Source organism: Celeribacter sp. PS-C1 (assembly GCF_019429625.1).
GTDB lineage: Bacteria > Pseudomonadota > Alphaproteobacteria > Rhodobacterales > Rhodobacteraceae > Celeribacter.
Genome location: NZ_JAHXRW010000003.1, coordinates 110,408 through 129,394 on the forward strand (window position 1 = coordinate 110,408; position 18,987 = coordinate 129,394).

Below are 18,987 nucleotides of genomic sequence, written 5' to 3' on the forward strand. Positions count from 1 at the left end.
CGCTTGCGGCTAAGGCGGTCTTGCATCAAGTTGCGCGCCTGTTGCAAAAGTGAAAGGCAGCTCTATGCGTGGCAATCGCCCTTTGAGAGTGACCGATGGACCGAAAAATGGCTGGGCGGTGATCCGCGCGGTCATTCCCTATTTCTGGCCTGACAAAACGGCGGAAGACGCCGGCAAAACCAAAGCGCGTGTGATCGTCGCTATGGTGTTTTTGTTGGCGGCCAAGCTGGTCACGGTCGGCACGCCGGTGCTCTACAAAGCCGCTGTCGATGCGCTCGCGGGAGACGGGCAATCCGCGGCCTGGATGCTGGGCGCGGGCGCTGTGGGGCTGACGGTCGCCTACGGCATGGCGCGGCTGATGACCAACGGGTTCAACCAGCTCCGCGATGTGATCTTTTCGCCTGTGGCGCAGTCAGCGCTGCGGCAACTGGCGCTTGAGACCTTCAACCACATACACGCGCTTTCGATGCGCTATCACATCACCCGCAAAACCGGTGGTCTGTCGCGCATCATCGAGCGCGGTGTTAAGGGCGTGGCCTTTCTGTTGCGTTTTCTGGTGTTTTCCATCGGGCCTCTGGCGTTGGAACTGCTGATGGTTCTGGTGGTCGTCTCCTTTGCCTTCGGGCCGACCTATATGCTCGTGCTGTTGGCTACAATCGCGATCTATATCCTCTTCACCTTCAAAGTCACTGAGTGGCGCGTGAAGCTCCGCAAGGAGATGAACGATCAGGACACGGACGCGAACCAAAAGGCCGTCGACAGCCTGTTGAATTTCGAGACAGTGAAATATTTCGTCGCCGAAAAACGCGAAGCGGCCCGCTATGACAAGGCCATGGAGGCCTATGAAGTCGCCGCCAACAAGACCGCCTATTCGCTTGGGTTCCTGAACTTCGGCCAGTCGTTTTTCATCACGGGCGGGCTGGTGATCGTTATGGTCATGGCCGCCATCGGCGTGCAGAACGGTCAGATGACCGTGGGCGATTTCGTCATGGTCAACGCCTATATGATCCAGATCACCATGCCTTTGAATTTCCTCGGCACGGTCTACCGCGAAATCCGTCAGGCTTTGGTGGATATGGAAGAGATGTTCGAACTGCTGCACCAACCGGCCGAGATCAAAGACGCCCCCCATGCGCCGGACATCAAGGTCACGGGCGGCACGGTCACTCTGAACGCTGTTGAATTCGCCTATGATCCGGCGCGACCGATCCTGAAAGGTGTCGATCTTGAGGTGCCGGCGGGCAAGACCATTGCCATCGTCGGTCATTCCGGCTCTGGAAAATCCACTATCGGGCGGCTCTTGTTCCGGTTCTATGATGTGACCGGCGGAAGTCTTCAGATCGACGGGCAGGACATTCGCGCGGTGACACAAGAAAGCCTGCACCGCGCCATCGGCGTCGTGCCGCAGGACACGGTGCTGTTCAACGATACGATCCGCTACAACATCGGTTACGGGCGCGATGGCGCCACCTATGAAGAGATCGTCGCTGCTGCGAAAAAGGCGCAGATTCACGATTTCATCATGGCCCTGCCGGAAGGCTACGAGACGCAAGTGGGTGAGAGGGGATTGAAACTCTCGGGTGGCGAAAAACAGCGTGTCGGTATTGCGCGCACGTTGTTGAAAGACCCGCCGATCTTGCTGTTGGACGAGGCCACGTCGGCTTTGGACACCCGCACGGAGCAAAGCATCCTTGGCGCGCTGAAACTCGCGGGCGAGGGGCGTACGGTGATCACCATTGCGCACCGCCTTTCCACCATTGCCGACAGCGACGAGATTGTCGTCTTGGACGCGGGTCAGGTGATCGAACGCGGCACGCATGAAGCGCTTTTGAAACAGGGCGGCGCCTATGCGGCGATGTGGTCGGCACAGGCCGAAGACCGCGAGGCGGAAGATGCCGCATAAAATCTGATCCAAATCGCAGGTTCACGCGTTAGCCTTCTAAAGAAGGAAAGACTATGGTTTCGATTTGGTGGATCAGGCGGGATTTTCGCCTCGACGACAACCCCGCGCTGGTCGCAGCTGCCAAGGCCGGGCAGGTGGTGCCGGTGTTCATTCGTGATATCACGGTCGACGGACTTGGGGCTGCGCCGAAATGGCGGTTGGGGCTTGGGCTCGACCATCTCAGGGAGCGGGTCGAAGAGCTGGGCGGCAAGGTGGTCTTGCGCCATGGCTCAGCGAAGGATCATCTTTTGGCATTGGTCGACGAGTTGGGTGCAACAGGCGTCTATTGGAACCGGCTCTACGACAAAGCCGCCATCGCGCGTGATACCGAGGTAAAATCCGCATTGAAAGAGGCGGGTGTTGAGGCGCAGTCGTCAAATTCGCATCTTCTGTTCGAACCCTGGACGGTCGCGACCAAGACTGGCAGCTATTACAAGGTGTACACGCCGTTCTGGAAGTCCGTGCGCGATCATCCCGTGCCGGAGCCTTTGACGAGACCTGAGATACCATGGCCGGACACATGGCCTGCAAGCGACAGCCTGAAGGACTGGCAACTGGGTGCTGCGATGCGTCGGGGCGCCGAGGTGGTCCTGCCGCATTGTCACATCGGCGAGGCGGCGGCCAACGGGCGGCTCTCGGCCTTTCTTCAGCATCATGCGAATGACTACAAAACGCGGCGCGATTTTCCCGCCGAACCGGTCTGTTCCGGCCTGTCGGAAAACCTGACCTATGGCGAAATCTCCCCACGCCGCATCTGGTTCGCGGGCTGGCAATCGATGGAGGAGGGCGCAAAGGGCGCGGAACATTTCCTTAAAGAGCTGGTCTGGCGCGAGTTTGCCTATCATCTTTTTTATCACGAACCCGATCTGCCAGAACAAAACCACCGCGAGGGCTGGGACGATTTCCCGTGGCGTAAGGACAATAAGGACGCCGAGCGCTGGCGTCAGGGCCGCACCGGCGTACGTTTCGTCGATGCTGCGATGCGCGAGATGTTCGTCACCGGCGTGATGCACAACCGCGCGCGGATGATTGCGGCGTCGTATCTGACCAAACACCTGCTGACCGATTGGCGGGTGGGGCTCAGATGGTTCGAGGACTGTCTCATCGACTGGGATCCGGCGTCGAATGCCATGGGCTGGCAATGGGTGGCGGGATGCGGTCCCGATGCGGCGCCCTATTTTCGGATTTTCAATCCCGACGGGCAGGCGGAGAAATTCGATTCCGCTGGCACCTATCTGCGCCGCTGGATCGCCGAAGGGCAGGCGCGCCCGACCAAGACCGCTCTGTCCTATTTTGAGGCTGTGCCAAAATCCTGGGAACTGTCGCCTGAGGACGCCTATCCTGAGCCGGTGGCGAGCCTCAAGGAAGGTCGCGAAAACGCACTTGCGGCCTATGAGACATTGAAAGGGTGACGAAATCTCAGTTTGCGCTAAACTCGTAACAACGAGTGAGGTGAGATGATGCACGACAACAGCAAACTTCCGGCCGAAGAGGTCCTCACCAGCACGGAGGGTCAGGACGGCCTACCGCGCTATTTCAGTAATGTCTTCGCGGTCGCCCAAGAGATGGCGCGCGGCCAGTTAGATTTTGCTCTGCCTGACGGGCGGGTGTTTCGCGCGAGCGGTCAAACACCAGGTCCCGTGGCACGCCTTGAGGTGAAAAGCGACGATGTCTTTGCGCGTCTCATTCGCGAGGGAGATCTGGGGTTTTGCGAGGATTATCTCGATGGTGGCTGGTCGACGCCGGATTTGATGGCTTTCATGGACCTCTTGCATGCGGGCAATGACGACCTTTACGACGGCTTTCCCGGCATGGCCTTTGTGCGCGCCTATGAGCGGATGCGGCATTGGATGAATTCCAACACCAAACGCCAAGCGAAAAAGAACATCTCCTATCACTATGATCTGGGCAATGAGTTCTATGGGCTGTGGCTCGATGACACGATGACTTATTCCTCGGCGCTCTTCGAGACAGGGCAGGAGAGCCTTGAGGCGGCACAGATCGCGAAATACAAAAGCATGGTCGATGAGATGGGCGTGAAGCCCGGCGATCATGTCTTGGAGATCGGCTGTGGCTGGGGCGGCTTTGCCGAATATGCGGCGGGCGAGCGCGGGCTCAAGGTTACGGGGCTGACCATTTCCGAGGAGCAGTTCAAATTCGCTGCCGAGCGCATTCAAAAGGCGGGGCTCTCGGAGCAGGTTCAACTCAAGCTGCAAGATTACCGCGACGAGACGGCGCAATATGACGGCATCGCCTCAATCGAGATGTTCGAGGCGGTGGGCGAAAAATACTGGCCGGTGTATTTCGGCAAAATTCGCGAGTGCCTGAAGGCGGACGCGCAGGCGACGCTTCAGATCATCACGCTGCAGGACAAGCGCTTTGAGACCTATCGAAAAGGCGTCGATTTCATCCAGAAATATATCTTCCCGGGGGGTATGTTGCCCAGTCCGACAGTGCTACGCGAAGAGATCGGCAAGTCCGGGCTTAAGACCGTGAAAAGCAAGGAGTTTGGCGAAAGCTATTCGATCACGCTGCGGCGTTGGTATGAGACGTTCAACGCGAAATGGGATCAAATCGAAGCCATGGGTTTTGACGAGCGGTTTCGTCGGATGTGGAATTTCTATCTGACCTCTTGCGCCGCGACCTTTCACGGGGGAAACTGTGACGTAACACAAATCACAATCGCCCACCCGAGCAGGTAAACATGCCCACAGCCGCAAAACTCGTTGCCGCCATTTGGTTCGCCCTTTTGGCCTGGTTCGCCGCAGAACTTGCTAAGAATTACCTGCCTGAAGGCACACGCTACGGTCTCATGACCTATATCGCCGGTTTTTTCGGCCTTTTGACCGGCTGGGTGTTCTTAGGCAAACGTGCGGGCGACACGATGGCGGCGGCCTATAGCTACGGGTTTTCGTCCTCGGTGATCCTGACTTTCTGGTCGGTGTTTTATTTCGCCTTCGAGACCATGATCCATCGCTCGCTCGATAAACGCTATCGCGGCCCGACAGAGGCGTTGATGTCGATGGTCGATCTGATGCGCGAATACGTCATGTATGTGCTGAAACCGGATGTGCTGTTCATCCTGATCGTCGGAGGGTTCTTTGGCGGATGGCTGACGGAAAAGGCCGCGCGCAAATGGGCGTGAGTGATCCTTTCGGGCCATTGAGCCGACGCTATGCGCCCGATCAAATCGACTTTCTGCGTGAGGTTCTGGACGGCGACGAGCCATTCCTGTCTCCTGAATTCATTACGGCTGCGGCGCATGAGGTGGTTCATTATCACGGCGAGCGCAGCGTTGAAGAATTGCGTCCGCTACGTCCGATGATCTTCACCCGCGCCTGGGCAAGACTGACAGCGGAGGCGGGTGGCCGGCCGCGCGCGCCTCAGCGTGTCGATATGACCCGCGATGACGTAACATCTCTGCGTCGAGAGATCCCTTATAGCTTTTTCTTCGCCCTTGATGATCGCACCATCAAGCATCGGCATTTCGACGGTTCTGAGTCCAACGACATGACCCGCGCGGCTTTTTTGATGGCCGATGCGGTCACGGTGCTGCCCTATGATCCGGTGCGCGACCGTGTTCTGGTGATCGAACAGTTTCGCTTTGGCCCGTTTGCGCGGGGCGACAAACGTCCGTGGATGTTGGAGCCCATCGCGGGGCGTGTGGATGCGGGCGAGGGACCCGAGGCCACGGCCCGGCGTGAGGGCGAGGAAGAAGCCGGTGTCACGATTGGCGCGCTTCATAAGATCGCGGAATACTACCCGTCCTCAGGGGCGATCACCGAATATGTCACATCTTACATCGGGATTGCCGACTTGCCGGACGGCATCACCCAAACCGGCGGCGGACTTGATCATGAGCACGAGGACATTGCGTCCTATCTCATGTCCTTCGACGATCTGATGGCGATGTGTGACGCGGGCCAGCTCGATGTCGGCCCGCTCTATATGTCAGCGCTTTGGCTTGCGCGTCACAGGGAAAAGATCAGAGCGCACGGGTGAGGGCGGTTCAGCCGCGCTCTTTCGACTGCATCCATAGCCAGATCAACGCCCCGCCCGCCAATGTCAGGAAGGGCACCATGGCGAGGTTCACCGCCGCCCAGCCGTCTTGCGCGGAGCCGCCGGAACAGTTCATCAAACCGCCCGAGGCCAGTGACGCCATGGTGACGCCACCGAAGACGATCAGGTCGTTCATGCCCTGAACACGGCCCCGTTCAGACGGCGTGTGCGCCGACGACAGCATTGCAGTTGCACCGATAAAGCCAAAGTTCCAGCCGATGCCCAAGAGGATCAGCGCGACGAAGAAGTTTTCAAGATCAACGCCGATCATGCCGGTGATGCCTGCGCAGGCGAGGATGACGAGCCCTGTTGCCATGATACGCTCGACCCCGAATTTCGAGATCAGGAAACCGGTGAAGAAGGACGGGATGAACATCGCCAAGACGTGCGCGGAGACCACATCGGCGGCGGTGTTTTGTTCGAACCCACAGCCCACGACTGCGAGGGGCGTTGAGGTCATGACGAGGTTCATCAACGCATAAGAGACCATAGCGACGATGATCGCCACCGCCACGCGCGGGGTTTTCAACAGCTCCATCCGCGAGCGCCCGATCAGATGATCATGGGTCGAGACCGGTGGTTTTGGGATGTCGAGAAAGAGAAACAACAACGACCCCACGAGGTTGATCACGATCACCGCCAGATAGGTGCCCAAGAATGGCACGACCATGGCTTGCGACGTCACTTTGACAAGCTGCGGCCCGATGATGGCCGACGCCAGACCGCCCGCCAAGACGTAGGAAATTGCCTTGGGTTTGAAGGCGTCATCAGCGGTGTCGGTGGCGGCGAAACGGAAGAACCCTTGCGACGATTGGTAGACGCCGGTGAAGAGGCCGCCCAAAACGAACAGCCAGAAATTCTGCTGCATCAAGGCAAAGGCGCCGATCCCTGCACCAACGGTCCCCGCGCCCGTGCCGATCCAGAAGCCCACACGACGGCCGTATTTTTGCATCGCACCCGACAAAGGCGTGGCGGCCAGCATGGAGCCCAGAACGGTTGCGGAAATTGGCAGCGTGGCAAAGCAAAGGTTCGCGGCCAGAGATTGCCCGGCGAGCCCGGCGATGGTGAAAATCATCGACATTTGCGCGCCCAGGAAAGCCTGCGCCATGACGAGGATCATCACGTTGCGGCGGGCCTTGGACATGTCCGGCGTGGGCTGCGTTTGGGAAATATCGCTCATCGGGATCTCGTGCGCATTTTTGAATGTGTCGCATAGCGTTTAACGACAGAGGCGCGTTCTGAGAACCCGCGTTCTTGAGGACTGCATGTGCAAAAACGTCTCACGCGATGAAATGCTGTGGGGAAGGGGCTTAGCCTTCTTGCGCAGGTTTGCCGCGTTTCAACGGGTCGAGATCGCGCGGCGCCTCGCCCCGCATGAGCGCCTGCCAGTCCAAAACCTGCCGCATCAAGACGGCGCGCCCGATACAAATGATCGCAGGCGGCTCCATTGCGGCTTTGGCGATGTCCTCGACCATGGCGCCCAGCGTGGTTTCAATCACTCTCTGATCCGGTGTCGTCGCCTGAGAGACCACCGCGACGGGTTCGTCCTCGGGGCGACCTGCGGCCAAGAGACCGGCCTGAATGGTGGGCGCGTGTTTCATGCCCATGTAAATCACCAAAACCCCCGCCGCACGGCCCATGGCGGCCCAATCGAGCTGGGTCGCGGCACCGGTCTTGTCGTGGCCAGTGACAAAGGTGACGGATTGGTTCACGTCGCGATGCGTGACGGGGATGCCGGCATAGGCCAGCCCCCCTATGCCTGCCGAGATGCCCGGAATGATGCGCACCGGCACGCCGTGTTGAATGAGGGTCTGCGCCTCTTCGCCGCCGCGTCCAAAGACAAAAGGATCGCCGCCTTTGAGGCGCAACACCCGCTTTCCGGCCTTGGCCAACTCTACGAGCTGCAGCGAGATATCCGCCTGTTTCGCCGAAGGTTTGCCGCCGCGTTTTCCGGCATAGAGCATCTCTGTTTCAGGCCCGGCCCAACTCAGGATGTCTTTGGACACCAGCGCATCATAGACGATCACATCGGCCTCTTTGAGTGCGTGCACTGCATGCAGCGTCATCAGCCCCGGATCACCCGGACCCGCACCGCAAAGCCAAACCCAGCCGGGTTCTAATGTGGGCCAGTCGCCAGAGGGCAGGGTGAGGGTCGAATCTGTCATGCTTTCTTTATGGCGCAGAGCCTTGCTTCGCGAAAGCGGCTTTCTAAAAGACGTAGTGGAGAAGAGTGCATGCAAAAGAAGCAGCCCGAAACTTGTGCAAACGAAATCCCTGGGGCTGACAAACGCCTGCAGATCGCGCATGACTGCGAGGAGTTTTTGAGGGAATGCACAAATGATCTTACTTTTGGCTGGCACGATTGAGGCGCGCAATCTGGCGGATCATCTGCGCGAGGCCAGCATCAAGGCACTGGTGCGAATGCCCGATGAGACGGAGCCGCTGACGGCGACGCTCACGCGCGAAGAGGTTTCCGCTGTGATCGACGCAAGCCCCGCCTGTTCCGATCTGACGGCGGAAAGCTATGCGCTCTGCGAGGCACGAGGACTGCCGTATCTGCGGTTCGAACGGGCGGCGTTGCGCTCGCGTCCCGGTGATATGTGGCAGGCGGTTTCCGAGGCAGGTGAACTTGCGGCGCTGATCCCAGAGGGCGCGCGGATTACCTGTTCTGAACCACTCTTGCGGGATCGGATCGCGGCGGATCTGCCGGGTCGTGAATTGTCCATTTTGTCGGGGGATATGCTGGGTGAGCAGCCGACAGATTGGCTCGTGGTTTTTGGCACCGAAAGCCATCGCGGGCTTCTGGACAATGCGCGGGAGCGCGCGGTCAAGGTTGCCTTCCTGAGCTGTCCGCCGCCGTTGGGTGCCACCCGACGCGAACATCTTTTGGACGCGTTGGAATGGGCCGAGAGCCACGCCATTGCCTCCGGCGGAATGGTGTGAAGGCGCGGATCATCACCTGTGACGCCGATGTGGCGGAAGGCGCGGCGCATCTGGCCGCAACAGACACGCGCTTTGCCGAGGCGCTGCGTCTCACCGGACCTTTGCCTTTGAGGCGCCGCAAAGACGGGTTTGAGGAACTTCTGGCCGCTATCGTCAGCCAGCAAATCTCGGTCGCCGCTGCGAATGGTATATGGCGCCGGATGAAAGCCGCGAAGCTCACCGGTCCGCGCAAGGTGCGTTGGGCCACAGAAGACGATCTGCGTGCCTGCAGTCTATCTCGGCAAAAGGTGCGCTATGCCAAAGCGTTGGCCGAGGCCCGAATTGACTACCGCGCACTCAGAGAGGCGCCGACAGAGGAGGTTGTCGCAACTCTCACGCAAGTGCCCGGAATCGGCATCTGGACAGCGGAAATCTACGCGATGTTCTCGCTGGGCCATGCCGATGTCTTCGCGCCCGGCGATCTGGCGCTGCAAGAGGGCGCGCGCCTGTTGTTCGATCTGCCAGAGCGTCCAAAAGAGCGCGCCTTACGGCAGATGGCCGAAGAGTGGTCGCCGTGGAGAGCGGTTGCGGCACGCACGCTTTGGGCCTACTACCGTGTGGCAAAGCAACGCGAAGGGGTGCGCTGAATCATGTCCGAACTGACTAACCACAAGCGTGACAGCCTGTCGGGCCGCACGAACTCTGCCGTGATTTTCCTGCATGGCTATGGCGCCGACGCCAACGATCTGTTGGGGCTGGCCGATCCTCTGTCCGAACATATGCCCGACACGATGTTCTTTGCGCCTGATGCGCCCGAACGCTGCATCGGCAATCCGATGGGTTTCCAATGGTTTCCGATCCCTTGGATCGACGGCTCGAGCGAGGAAGAGGCCCGCGCAGGCATGCTTCGCGCCGTCGACGAGCTGAATGATTATCTCGACACCATCATGGTCGATTACGGGTTCGAAGCCGATCAGGTTGCGCTTTTGGGATTCTCGCAGGGCACGATGATGTCGCTGCACGTCGCGCCGCGCCGTGAGGAGGCCGTGTCCTGTGTCGTCGGTTTCTCGGGACGCATTCTTGAACCCGAAATGCTTGAAGACGAGATGCAGGTGAAAATGCCGGTGCTCTTGATCCATGGCGACGAAGATCAGGTGGTGCCGCCGCAATCACTGCCCGAAGCCGGTCAGGCGCTTCAGGCGGCAGGTTTTGAGACCTACGCCCATATCATGCGCGGCACCGGCCACGGGATTTCGCCCGATGGTTTGGGGGTCGCCTTGGCGTTTCTGCGCAAAAATCTCGGCTACGAAGAAGCCTGACATAAGGGAAAATTGCGGGGTCAATTAAGAATTTTGGCAAAAATTAGGCAAGACCCCGCTTTTTTGCGCAAAGGCCCTCGCAATCCCCTTGACCGCCGGCTTTGGAGTGTTACCTAATTTACATATAGTTTGGAGGGATGACCCATGGACATGATCGTGACGACCGCAATCGCCTTTGCTGCAATTGGTGTCATGGTGAGCTATGCCCTCTTCTCAGCTCCGTCTGAGCAACGTCTTCCTATCCGCATCCGTGTTGAGGACCGCCGCAAGCGCCGCTAATGCGCCTGGTTCCAACGGATTATCTGGACAAGCTGCTGGCTTTGACCTGACCTTGGGGTCGGGATTGACGGGTCTTGTCGGGCGGAACGGCTCGGGGAAATCCACGCTTTTAAAATTCATTGCGGGTCGTCTCTCTGAGAAACGTAGTGGTCCACCTTTGATTTCAGGTGACGTTATCCGATCTGGTGCCGTACGCTTGTTGGATCAGACGCCCGATCCCACTATGACGCTCAGCGATCTCTTTGAAGCGACCGAGGCATTGGCCGATCTGCGCCGCGCGCAAAGAGGCGAGGCCACATATGGTCCGTTTGAGGCGGTTGATTGGGGGCTGGAGGATCGCATTCGCGCTCAGTTGGACCGCTTTGGCCTACCGGATTTGGCGCTTGACCGGAGTGTTGGAACGCTTTCGGGCGGACAGCAATTGCGGGCCGCATTGGCCGCGCTGTTTTTTGATCCGCCAGTTTCTGCCCCGCCTGAAATTTTGCTGTTGGACGAGCCAACCAATGCGCTTGATCTGGATGCCCGCGAGGCGCTCATTTCAGCACTGACGCAGCATAAGGGGCTGATCCTGATCGCGAGCCATGACCGTGCACTGCTAGAACATATGGACCGGATCGTGGCGCTGGAGCCGGATGGCTCTGTCTCGGTGACGGGCGGTGGTTGGTCGGCCTATTCGCAAGCCCGTGAGGCCGAGCTAACACGTCTGACGCAGGCCTTGGGGCGGGCTGAGCGCGATCTGAAGCAGCAGAAATCCCACGCCCACGAAGCCCAAGTCCGCCAAGACCGTCGCGCGCGGCAGGGAAAACGGCTGCGCGATGGGTCGCAATCGAAGATGTTGCTCGATAAGGCCAAGGAAGGTGCAGAACGAAGTTCCTGCGGGCGCCTGCGCGCAGAAGAGCGACGGGCCAGCGGACTCGTTGAGCGGCGCGACGCCATGTTGCAGAGGGTCGAAGCGATGACCCCGGTGAGGATGGGCTTTCCAGCTGTGAACTTGCCCGCGTCTAAGGTGGTGCTGGAGCTCGATGAGGCGTGCTTTGTTGCGGGCGCTCACCGGATCGGCCCGCTCAGTTTCTCTATCACCGGGCCGGAGCGGGTTTGGCTTAAAGGGCCGAACGGTTCCGGGAAATCGACGCTGTTGCGTGGGATTTCAGGGGAGATCGCACCCGTTGCGGGGCAGGTTTTACGCCAGACAGAGTTGATGCGTCTGGATCAATCCGGGGGATTACAAGGAGCTGGGACGCTTTTGGAGGTGGCACAAGATGAGCACCCTGAACTCACCTCTGCCGATATTCGTGCAACCCTTGCGCGCGCCGGGTTTAGAGGGGATGCCGCAGAAAAACCGGCCAATGCTCTTTCAGGCGGCGAACGGCTGCGCGCCGCGATTGCATTAATGGGCGCGCGCGATGATCCTGCGCCGCTTTTACTCTTGGATGAACCGAGTAATCACCTTGATCTCGACGCCATTGAAGCGCTGGAAGCAGGCCTGTCGACTTGGGGAGGCGCGATGATTTTGGTGTCGCACGATCCGTCTTTTGTTCAAAATTTGGGGTCTTTTCGCGAAATTGCGCTAGATATTGCCTAATGAAGCGTCACATCGACGTCACGAAAGCGCTGTAGAGAACAGAGCATGACCTTCGCATATACAGGGGCTTGTCAGGTTCAAGCCGCGATATATAGTGAACCTATACAGGGAAAATTCTCAGGGGCGGGTGGCTCCCGGCCTTGATCCCGACAATCAGTTGGCAGATCGACAGACGGAGTACACTCGGAAGATGGACGGGAATTTCAGGACAGAGTTTGTCAGACAACCCAATGCGACGCGAGCGCATCCGGCCTTGGTGCTCAACGCGGATTACCGACCCTTGTCCTATTATCCGCTTTCGCTTTGGCCCTGGCAGGAGGCGATCAAGGCGGTGTTCCTCGACCGGGTCGATATCGTCGCCGAATATGACGACTATGTGCACAGTCCGAGTTGCAAGATCAGAATTCCTTCGGTCGTCGTCCTCAAAGATTATGTGAAACCTCAAAAGCGCGTGGCCTTCACGCGCTTTAATTTGTTTTTGAGGGACGAATTTTGTTGCCAGTATTGCGGCTCGAAGGGCGAGTTGACCTTTGACCATGTGATCCCGCGGGCGCGGGGCGGCGTGACATCTTGGGAAAATATCGTGGCGGCCTGTGTGCCGTGCAACCTCAAGAAGGGTTCTAAGTCGCTGCAACAGGCGCATATGAGTCTGCGCAAACCGCCGCGTGCGCCCGGCGCCGAACAGCTGCGCAACATTGGCCGCAAATTCCCACCGGGGCATTTGCATGAAAGCTGGATGGATTATCTCTATTGGGACACCGAGCTGGAGATGTAATTCAGGCGGAGCAGGACGCGCCGCCCAGCACACAGAATTTCGCACAATGCGGATGGTTGAGCGCGACCGCGCCTGACGCCTCCGCCAAGGTCGATCCTAGATCGAAATCCGCCTCATAGGGCAAAAGCGTACAGGCCACGACAGAGGGGCTTTGCCCCTTGCGCTTCACCACCATACGCTGCGTTGCGCACATCACATCCGAGGGGCTTTTGTTCAATATGCCCCAGCAGGCGGTTGTGATTTCGGGCACTTCGGCACGCATGTCCATTTCTGGAAAAATCACCGTCATGCCGGGATGTTGCGCGTCGATCTTATAGTCGCGCTCGGAAAAGAGCGCCGCAAACCCGGCGCGCGTCTCGGCCTCAGTCTCATGCCAAAGCGAGCGCGCCGCGACAGCCAATCGAAAACCATTGTCGCGCAGCCAATCCATGCCTTCCAAAGTCACCGCGTAACTCCCTGCGCCGCGCATGTCGTCGTGAGGCTCTTGGGCGAAATGATCGAGAGACACGCGAAGCGTGAGCTGCCCGGGAAACTCGGCGTTGAGCGCCAAAAGACCGGCCTGAACGAGAGGGCGCTGCATTGGGCGCATGGCATTGGTGAGGATCAACACCTCATAGCCGCGTTCCAAAGCGGCGCGGGCCATGTTGATCATCTCGGGGTTCATGAAAGGCTCGCCACCGGTAAACCCGATCTCGCGCGGTCGGGGTTCCAGCGCATCGGCCTCGTCAAGATAGCGTGCGACCTCTTCCGTTGTCAGGTAGGTCAGCGCATCATTGGTGGGCGAGCTTTCGATATAGCAGTTCACGCAAGTGATGTTACAGAGCGTCCCGGTGTTGAACCAAAGCGTCTCCATCCGCTCCAAAGCGACCTTCGCCCTGGCCTCGCCATTGGCGGTGAACTCCGGATCGACAAATTTGCCTTCGTTGGCGGCAAAATGTGGAAGGCTTTGATCTTTCATCGCAAATGTCCCGCGCAATTTGCGGTAATCTACTGGTTGGGGAACGTTGTGAAAAGGCCTCACTCCGGCGCCCGCGGCTTTGTGATTGTGAAATTGTCCAACTCGAGACTTGAGAGGTGCACGGGCAATGCTAGACTTCTCGGAGACTGAGCGCTAAGAGGTAAGCGTTAGCGCTAACCATCAAAGCGCTGTGGATCGCAAAAGCTCGCGGCTTCAAGCAAGGTTCGGACACGCCTACGGGCAGAACTGGCAAAGACGAAAAGGAACACAGACATGGTCTCACGCGTCATTCCGGTCGATGATTTCGATCTGGTGATTTTCGGCGGCACGGGGGATCTGGCACGACGCAAGATCCTTCCGGGGCTCTACCGGCGGTTCTGTTCTGGTCAGATGCCTGAGACGGCGCGGATCATCGGGGCTGCGCGCTCCGATCATGATGCCGATGAATTTCGCCAAATGGTGCGTGAGGCGATCCTTGAATTTTCGTCGAAGAACACCTGCGACGAGGGGCAGATTGGCGCGTTTTTGAAACGGCTTGACTATGTGCAAGTCGATGCGCGTGGTGAAGGCGGCTGGAACGATCTTAAAGGCATGATGCGACCGGACGTCATCAAGGCCTACTATTTCTCCGTCGCGCCCTCGCTCTTTGGCGACATCGCGGAGCGACTGATGAGCTATGGCATCGCCGATGAGGCGGCGCGTATCGTGGTTGAGAAACCCTTTGGCCGTGATCTGCAAACGGCCAAGGCGCTCAATCGATCCCTCGCGCAACACTTCGACGAGACACAGATTTATCGCATCGACCACTATCTGGGCAAAGAGACAGTTCAGAACCTGATGGCGGTGCGGTTCGGCAATATCCTCTTCGAGCCTTTGTGGAATTCGCAATATGTCGACCACATCCAGATCACGGTGGCGGAGACCGTCGGCGTCGGCGGGCGAGGCGAATATTACGACCGCTCGGGCGCGATGCGTGACATGGTGCAGAACCACCTGATGCAGCTCTTGTGCCTGATCGCGATGGAGCCGCCGTCGCGGTTTGATCCGGACGCGGTGCGCGACGAAAAGCTGAAAGTGATCCGGGCTTTGGAGCCGATTGATCACCATCACATTGTGCGCGGCCAATATGACGCCACGGATGATCAGCCGTCCTATCGCGAGGATGCGGGCGATCCGCGCTCGCGCACCGAAAGTTTCATCGCTCTGCGCTGTATGATTTCCAACTGGCGGTGGGCGGGCACGCCGTTCTACCTGCGCACCGGCAAGAAGCTCAAGGCACGCACGTCCGAGATCGCGGTGATGTTCAAGGATGCGCCGCATTCGATCTTTGGCGAAGAGGCCGGGCGGCACGCAAACGTGCTCTCGATCCGGTTGCAGCCGAACGAGGGGATGACTCTTAAGGTCACGATCAAAGAACCCGGACCGGGCGGGATGCGCCTGATCGACGTGCCTCTTGACATGTCTTTCGCTGAGGCTCTGGGCGACGATGCCGAAGAGATTACAGATGCTTACGAGCGTTTGATCATGGATGTGATCCGCGGCAACCAGACGCTCTTCATGCGCGGCGACGAGGTCGAAGCGGCTTGGGCATGGACCGATCCGCTGATCCAAGGCTGGGAGGCACGCGGCGATGTGCCGAAGCCCTATGACGCCTATTCCTCAGGCCCCGAGGAGGCAGCGATCATGTTGCACCGCGAAGGGCGTCGCTGGCGGGAGATTAAAGAATGAACTTTCTCGAATATCCAGACCGCGATGTGATGCTTTTAGATCTCGCGAATAAGATCGCAGGCGAACTGCGTATGGCTTTGGAGGCGCAGGAGCGGGTGAGCTTTTGCGTTCCCGGCGGCACCACGCCCGGGCCAGTTTTCGATACGCTATCGGCCGTGTCGCTCGACTGGGATCGGGTGGATGTGTTGTTGAATGACGAACGCTGGGTGCCGGAAAACTCCGAGCGATCCAATACCGCTCTGTTGAAACGCCGCTTGCTGGTCGGGAAGGCCGCTGACGCGCATCTCGTGCCGCTTTACCGCGATGTGCCGACGCCCGAAGAGGGGTTGGAGGCGCTGATGCCTGCGATTGAAGCGGCTTTGCCGCTCAATGTGCTTTTGCTCGGTATGGGCGCTGATATGCATACGGCGAGTCTGTTCCCCGGCGCGGATCAGTTGGAGTTGGGCCTCTCGGACGCGGCGCCGACGCTTTTGGCGATGCGCGCGCCCGGCGCCCCTGAACCCCGGATCACACTCTCGGCCAAGGCACTGAAATCCGCGATCTCGACCCATATCCTGATCACAGGCGCCGAAAAACGTGCCGCTCTGGAACGTGCGCAGAGTCTCGATGAAATGGAGGCCCCGGTGCGCGCCGTGCTGTCGCAAGCGACTGTGCATTGGGCAGAGTGACATCCGGGGCGCAAAATACCCTGACGCTGTCAGGTTAAAACGTGACGCCTTAGTGAGACTGTAATACTTTCGCGTTAAGCGAAGAGCTGCAATGACATCGGGTCCGCATGACCCAAGAAGGAGACGACATGACCGTTGATTTTTCCGCTCTCAAATCTAAGGCAGAGGCGGCGAAGTCCCGTCATATCCTCGATCTTTTTGCCGCGGATGAGACACGCGCCGCCAATTTTTCGGTGCTGAGCGACGGTCTTCTGTTCGATTATTCCAAGACGAACATTGACGCCGAAACGCGCGAGGCTTTGTTCGATCTGTTGGAGCAATCGGGTCTGAAAGACAAACGTGCCGCGATGTTCGAAGGCGCCAAGATCAACGACACCGAGGGCCGCGCCGTGCTTCATACCGCGCTGCGCAATCTCGATGGCGGCCCTGTGATGGTTGACGGGAAGGATGTCGTGCCGGGCGTGCGTCACACACTTGCACGAATGGATGATTTCGCGGATCGGGTGCGACGTGGCTCGATTGCGTCTGTTTCTGGCGTGCCTTTTGAGAATATCGTCAACATCGGCATTGGTGGCTCAGATCTCGGGCCTGTGATGGCCTATGAGGCGCTGAAACCCTATGTCGATGGGCCGCGCTGTCACTTCGTCTCCAACGTCGATAGTGCGCATATCCATGACGTTTTGTCGGGGCTCAATCCGCAGACCACGCTGATCATTGTCGCGTCCAAGACCTTTACCACGATCGAAACGATGACCAACGCGCAGACCGCGCGCGAGTGGTTGGTGAAATCCGTCGGCGAAGAGGGCGTCGCGAAACATTTTGCGGCTCTGTCCACTGCGCGGGACAAGACCGCTGAGTTCGGCATTGACCCCGATCTGGTGTTCGGGTTCGAGGATTGGGTTGGTGGACGCTATTCCGTTTGGGGGCCGATCGGGCTGTCGCTGATGATCGCCATCGGGCCTCAGCGTTTTGCCGAGTTCCTGCGCGGCGGGCAGGCGATGGATGTGCATTTCCAGACTGCCGATTGGATCGACAACCTTCCGGTGCTCTTGGCGCTGGTCGGCGTCTGGCACAATCAAGCCTGCGGGCATGCGACCCGCGCAGTTCTGCCCTATGAACAACGCCTGCTGCGCCTTCCGGCCTATTTGCAGCAGCTTGAAATGGAATCCAATGGCAAACGTGTGGCGATGGATGGCACGACTCTTCCGTTTGACAGCGGTCCTGTGGTCTGGGGCGAGCCGGGCACCAACGGCCAGCATGCGTTTTATCAGCTGATTCATCAGGGCACGCGGGTGATCCCCTGTGAATTCATGGTTGGCCGCGTCGGCCATGAGCCGGGATTGGCGCATCAGCACGAGTTGTTGGTCTCCAACTGCCTGGCGCAATCGGAGGCTTTGCTGCGCGGCAGGTCTTTGGAAGAAGCCACGGAAATCATGTCGAAAAAAGGGTTTGAGGGGCCAGAGCTTGAGCGTCAGGCGCGGCACCGGGTTTTCCCGGGCAATCGCCCGACGACGACGCTCGCCTATGAAAAACTTACGCCCTATGTGTTGGGGCAAATCGTGGCGCTGTATGAGCACCGCGTGTTTGTCGAAGGCGTGATCCTTGGCATCAACTCCTTCGACCAATGGGGGGTTGAGCTGGGCAAGGAACTTGCGCTGGCGCTGCAACCTGTGTTGGCCGGAGAGGCCGATGGCGCGGGCAAAGACGGCTCGACGCTGCAGCTGGTCTCCTATCTGAAGGCCTGATTTTGGCGGCACCCTCCTTTCGTGGTATGCTTTCACATGCTGCCATGGGGAGGGTGTAGCTATGAAAGTTGCTGTTGTCCAAGAAGCGCCAATCTATCTCAACAAAGAAAAGTCCCTGAACAAGGCGGTCACCCTGATCGAACAGGCGGCCGCACAAGACTGTCATCTTATCGTGTTTCCGGAAACCTGGCTGCCAGGTTACCCGACATTCGTCTGGCGTTTGCCGCCTGGTGCCGGAATGTCGAAAACGGATGAATTGTTTGCCTTATCACAGGCCAATTCCATCGACCTGAGCCGCGATGATCTGGCACCAATCAAGACGGCCGCCCATGACAACGATATGGTCGTGGTTATGGGGCATCAGGAAATCGATGGCACCTTGAGCGGCAGTACGCTTTTCAACAGTGTCGCAATCATTGATGCAGACGGCAAGCTCTTGAACAACCATCGCAAACTGATGCCGACAAATCCGGAACGTATGGTTTGGGGATTTGGAGATGGCTCGACTTTGAAGGTCGTGCCGACCGCCGTCGGACGAGTTGGGGCTTTGATCTGCTGGGAGAATTACATGCCTCTGGCGCGCTTCACGCTCTATGCACAGTATATCGACATCTATTGCGCCCCGACCTGGGACAATGGCGCAACATGGCTCGCGACGATGCAGCATATCGCCCGCGAGGGTGGCTGTTGGGTGATCGGATGCGCCACGGCGCTGGAGGCCTCCGACATTCCGGATGACGTCCCTTATCGGGATGAAATATTCCCGGATCCTGAGGAATGGATCAATCCGGGCGATGCGATCATGTATCGCCCGTTCGGTGGGGCTGTCGCCGGTCCCATGCACCGGGAAAAGGGGCTGCTCATTTCCGACTTTTTCCCCGAAGAGGCCCGCGCCTCACGGAGAAAATTCGATGTATCTGGGCATTACGCGCGACCGGATGTGTTCACGCTGCACGTAAACCAAAAGCCGCAACGACCTGTTTCTTTTGACAGTTAGAGATTCACGGACG

The 18,987-nt window shown here is 58.8% G+C and carries 18 protein-coding genes; 15 read left to right on the forward strand and 3 right to left on the reverse strand.

Features of this window, described 5'->3' with window-relative positions; translation table 11 throughout:
* Positions 1-64 precede the first annotated feature (64 nt).
* Genes J5Y17_RS05400 through J5Y17_RS05420 form a run of 5 tightly spaced genes read left to right on the forward strand, consistent with a single transcriptional unit; the run spans position 65 to position 5,944 of the window.
* Positions 65-1,903, forward strand: a complete 1,839-nt coding sequence (locus J5Y17_RS05400) for an ABC transporter ATP-binding protein/permease (RefSeq protein WP_219784216.1) — start codon at positions 65-67, stop codon at positions 1,901-1,903.
* Between the two features lie 53 nt (positions 1,904-1,956).
* A complete protein-coding gene (locus J5Y17_RS05405) occupies positions 1,957-3,354 on the forward strand; it encodes a deoxyribodipyrimidine photo-lyase (RefSeq protein ID WP_219784217.1) in 1,398 nt (465 codons plus the stop codon).
* 48 nt (positions 3,355-3,402) lie between these two features.
* Complete coding sequence (locus J5Y17_RS05410) at positions 3,403-4,644, forward strand: cyclopropane-fatty-acyl-phospholipid synthase family protein (RefSeq protein ID WP_219784218.1); 1,242 nt, start codon at positions 3,403-3,405, stop codon at positions 4,642-4,644.
* A 2-nt stretch (positions 4,645-4,646) separates the two neighbouring features.
* The gene (locus J5Y17_RS05415) at positions 4,647-5,087 is read left to right on the forward strand and encodes a TrgA family protein (RefSeq protein WP_219784219.1); all 441 of its coding nucleotides are present in this window, start codon (positions 4,647-4,649) and stop codon (positions 5,085-5,087) included.
* Complete coding sequence (locus J5Y17_RS05420) at positions 5,051-5,944, forward strand: NUDIX domain-containing protein (protein ID WP_219784220.1); 894 nt, start codon at positions 5,051-5,053, stop codon at positions 5,942-5,944. Before J5Y17_RS05415 ends, J5Y17_RS05420 begins: the two co-directional genes overlap by 37 nt.
* Positions 5,945-5,951: 7 nt before the next feature.
* Here the strand turns inward: J5Y17_RS05420 and J5Y17_RS05425 are convergent, their stop codons facing one another.
* Both J5Y17_RS05425 and cobA read right to left on the reverse strand, forming a co-directional pair.
* Positions 5,952-7,181 (reverse strand): MFS transporter, encoded by a 1,230-nt coding sequence (locus J5Y17_RS05425; RefSeq protein WP_219784221.1) that lies wholly within the window; start codon positions 7,179-7,181, stop codon positions 5,952-5,954.
* A 130-nt stretch (positions 7,182-7,311) separates the two neighbouring features.
* A complete protein-coding gene (gene cobA / locus J5Y17_RS05430) occupies positions 7,312-8,166 on the reverse strand; it encodes a uroporphyrinogen-III C-methyltransferase (RefSeq protein WP_219784222.1) in 855 nt (284 codons plus the stop codon).
* A 172-nt stretch (positions 8,167-8,338) separates the two neighbouring features.
* Here cobA and J5Y17_RS05435 point away from each other — a divergent pair, with 172 nt between their 5' ends.
* The 6 genes from J5Y17_RS05435 to J5Y17_RS05455 all read left to right on the forward strand — a co-directional run bounded on the left by J5Y17_RS05435 (position 8,339) and on the right by J5Y17_RS05455 (position 12,878).
* On the forward strand, positions 8,339-8,944 hold the full coding sequence (locus J5Y17_RS05435; protein ID WP_219784223.1) for a hypothetical protein: 606 nt from the start codon (positions 8,339-8,341) through the stop codon (positions 8,942-8,944).
* Positions 8,941-9,570 (forward strand): DNA-3-methyladenine glycosylase, encoded by a 630-nt coding sequence (locus J5Y17_RS05440; protein WP_370628871.1) that lies wholly within the window; start codon positions 8,941-8,943, stop codon positions 9,568-9,570. Before J5Y17_RS05435 ends, J5Y17_RS05440 begins: the two co-directional genes overlap by 4 nt.
* Positions 9,571-9,573: 3 nt before the next feature.
* Positions 9,574-10,242: an alpha/beta hydrolase gene (locus tag J5Y17_RS05445; protein WP_219784225.1), complete on the forward strand. Its 669-nt coding sequence runs from the start codon at positions 9,574-9,576 to the stop codon at positions 10,240-10,242.
* A 144-nt stretch (positions 10,243-10,386) separates the two neighbouring features.
* Positions 10,387-10,521: a hypothetical protein gene (locus J5Y17_RS19160; RefSeq protein ID WP_255571892.1), complete on the forward strand. Its 135-nt coding sequence runs from the start codon at positions 10,387-10,389 to the stop codon at positions 10,519-10,521.
* Positions 10,493-12,103 (forward strand): ABC-F family ATP-binding cassette domain-containing protein, encoded by a 1,611-nt coding sequence (locus tag J5Y17_RS05450; protein WP_370628873.1) that lies wholly within the window; start codon positions 10,493-10,495, stop codon positions 12,101-12,103. Before J5Y17_RS19160 ends, J5Y17_RS05450 begins: the two co-directional genes overlap by 29 nt.
* Positions 12,104-12,293: 190 nt before the next feature.
* Positions 12,294-12,878 (forward strand): HNH endonuclease, encoded by a 585-nt coding sequence (locus J5Y17_RS05455; protein ID WP_219784227.1) that lies wholly within the window; start codon positions 12,294-12,296, stop codon positions 12,876-12,878.
* 1 nt (position 12,879) lies between these two features.
* Here J5Y17_RS05455 and J5Y17_RS05460 read toward each other — a convergent pair whose 3' ends face one another.
* Complete coding sequence (locus J5Y17_RS05460; RefSeq protein ID WP_219784228.1) at positions 12,880-13,836, reverse strand: radical SAM protein; 957 nt, start codon at positions 13,834-13,836, stop codon at positions 12,880-12,882.
* 273 nt (positions 13,837-14,109) lie between these two features.
* Here J5Y17_RS05460 and zwf point away from each other — a divergent pair, with 273 nt between their 5' ends.
* From zwf to J5Y17_RS05480, 4 genes are all read left to right on the forward strand, one after another.
* Positions 14,110-15,564, forward strand: a complete 1,455-nt coding sequence (gene zwf / locus J5Y17_RS05465) for a glucose-6-phosphate dehydrogenase (protein ID WP_219784229.1) — start codon at positions 14,110-14,112, stop codon at positions 15,562-15,564.
* Positions 15,561-16,232, forward strand: coding sequence for a 6-phosphogluconolactonase (gene pgl, locus J5Y17_RS05470; protein WP_219784230.1), 672 nt, complete (start codon positions 15,561-15,563; stop codon positions 16,230-16,232). Before zwf ends, pgl begins: the two co-directional genes overlap by 4 nt.
* 128 nt (positions 16,233-16,360) lie before the next feature.
* Complete coding sequence (pgi, locus tag J5Y17_RS05475) at positions 16,361-17,977, forward strand: glucose-6-phosphate isomerase (RefSeq protein WP_219784231.1); 1,617 nt, start codon at positions 16,361-16,363, stop codon at positions 17,975-17,977.
* 61 nt (positions 17,978-18,038) lie between these two features.
* Positions 18,039-18,974, forward strand: a complete 936-nt coding sequence (locus J5Y17_RS05480; protein ID WP_219784232.1) for a carbon-nitrogen hydrolase family protein — start codon at positions 18,039-18,041, stop codon at positions 18,972-18,974.
* The last annotated feature ends 13 nt before the right edge of the window (positions 18,975-18,987 follow it).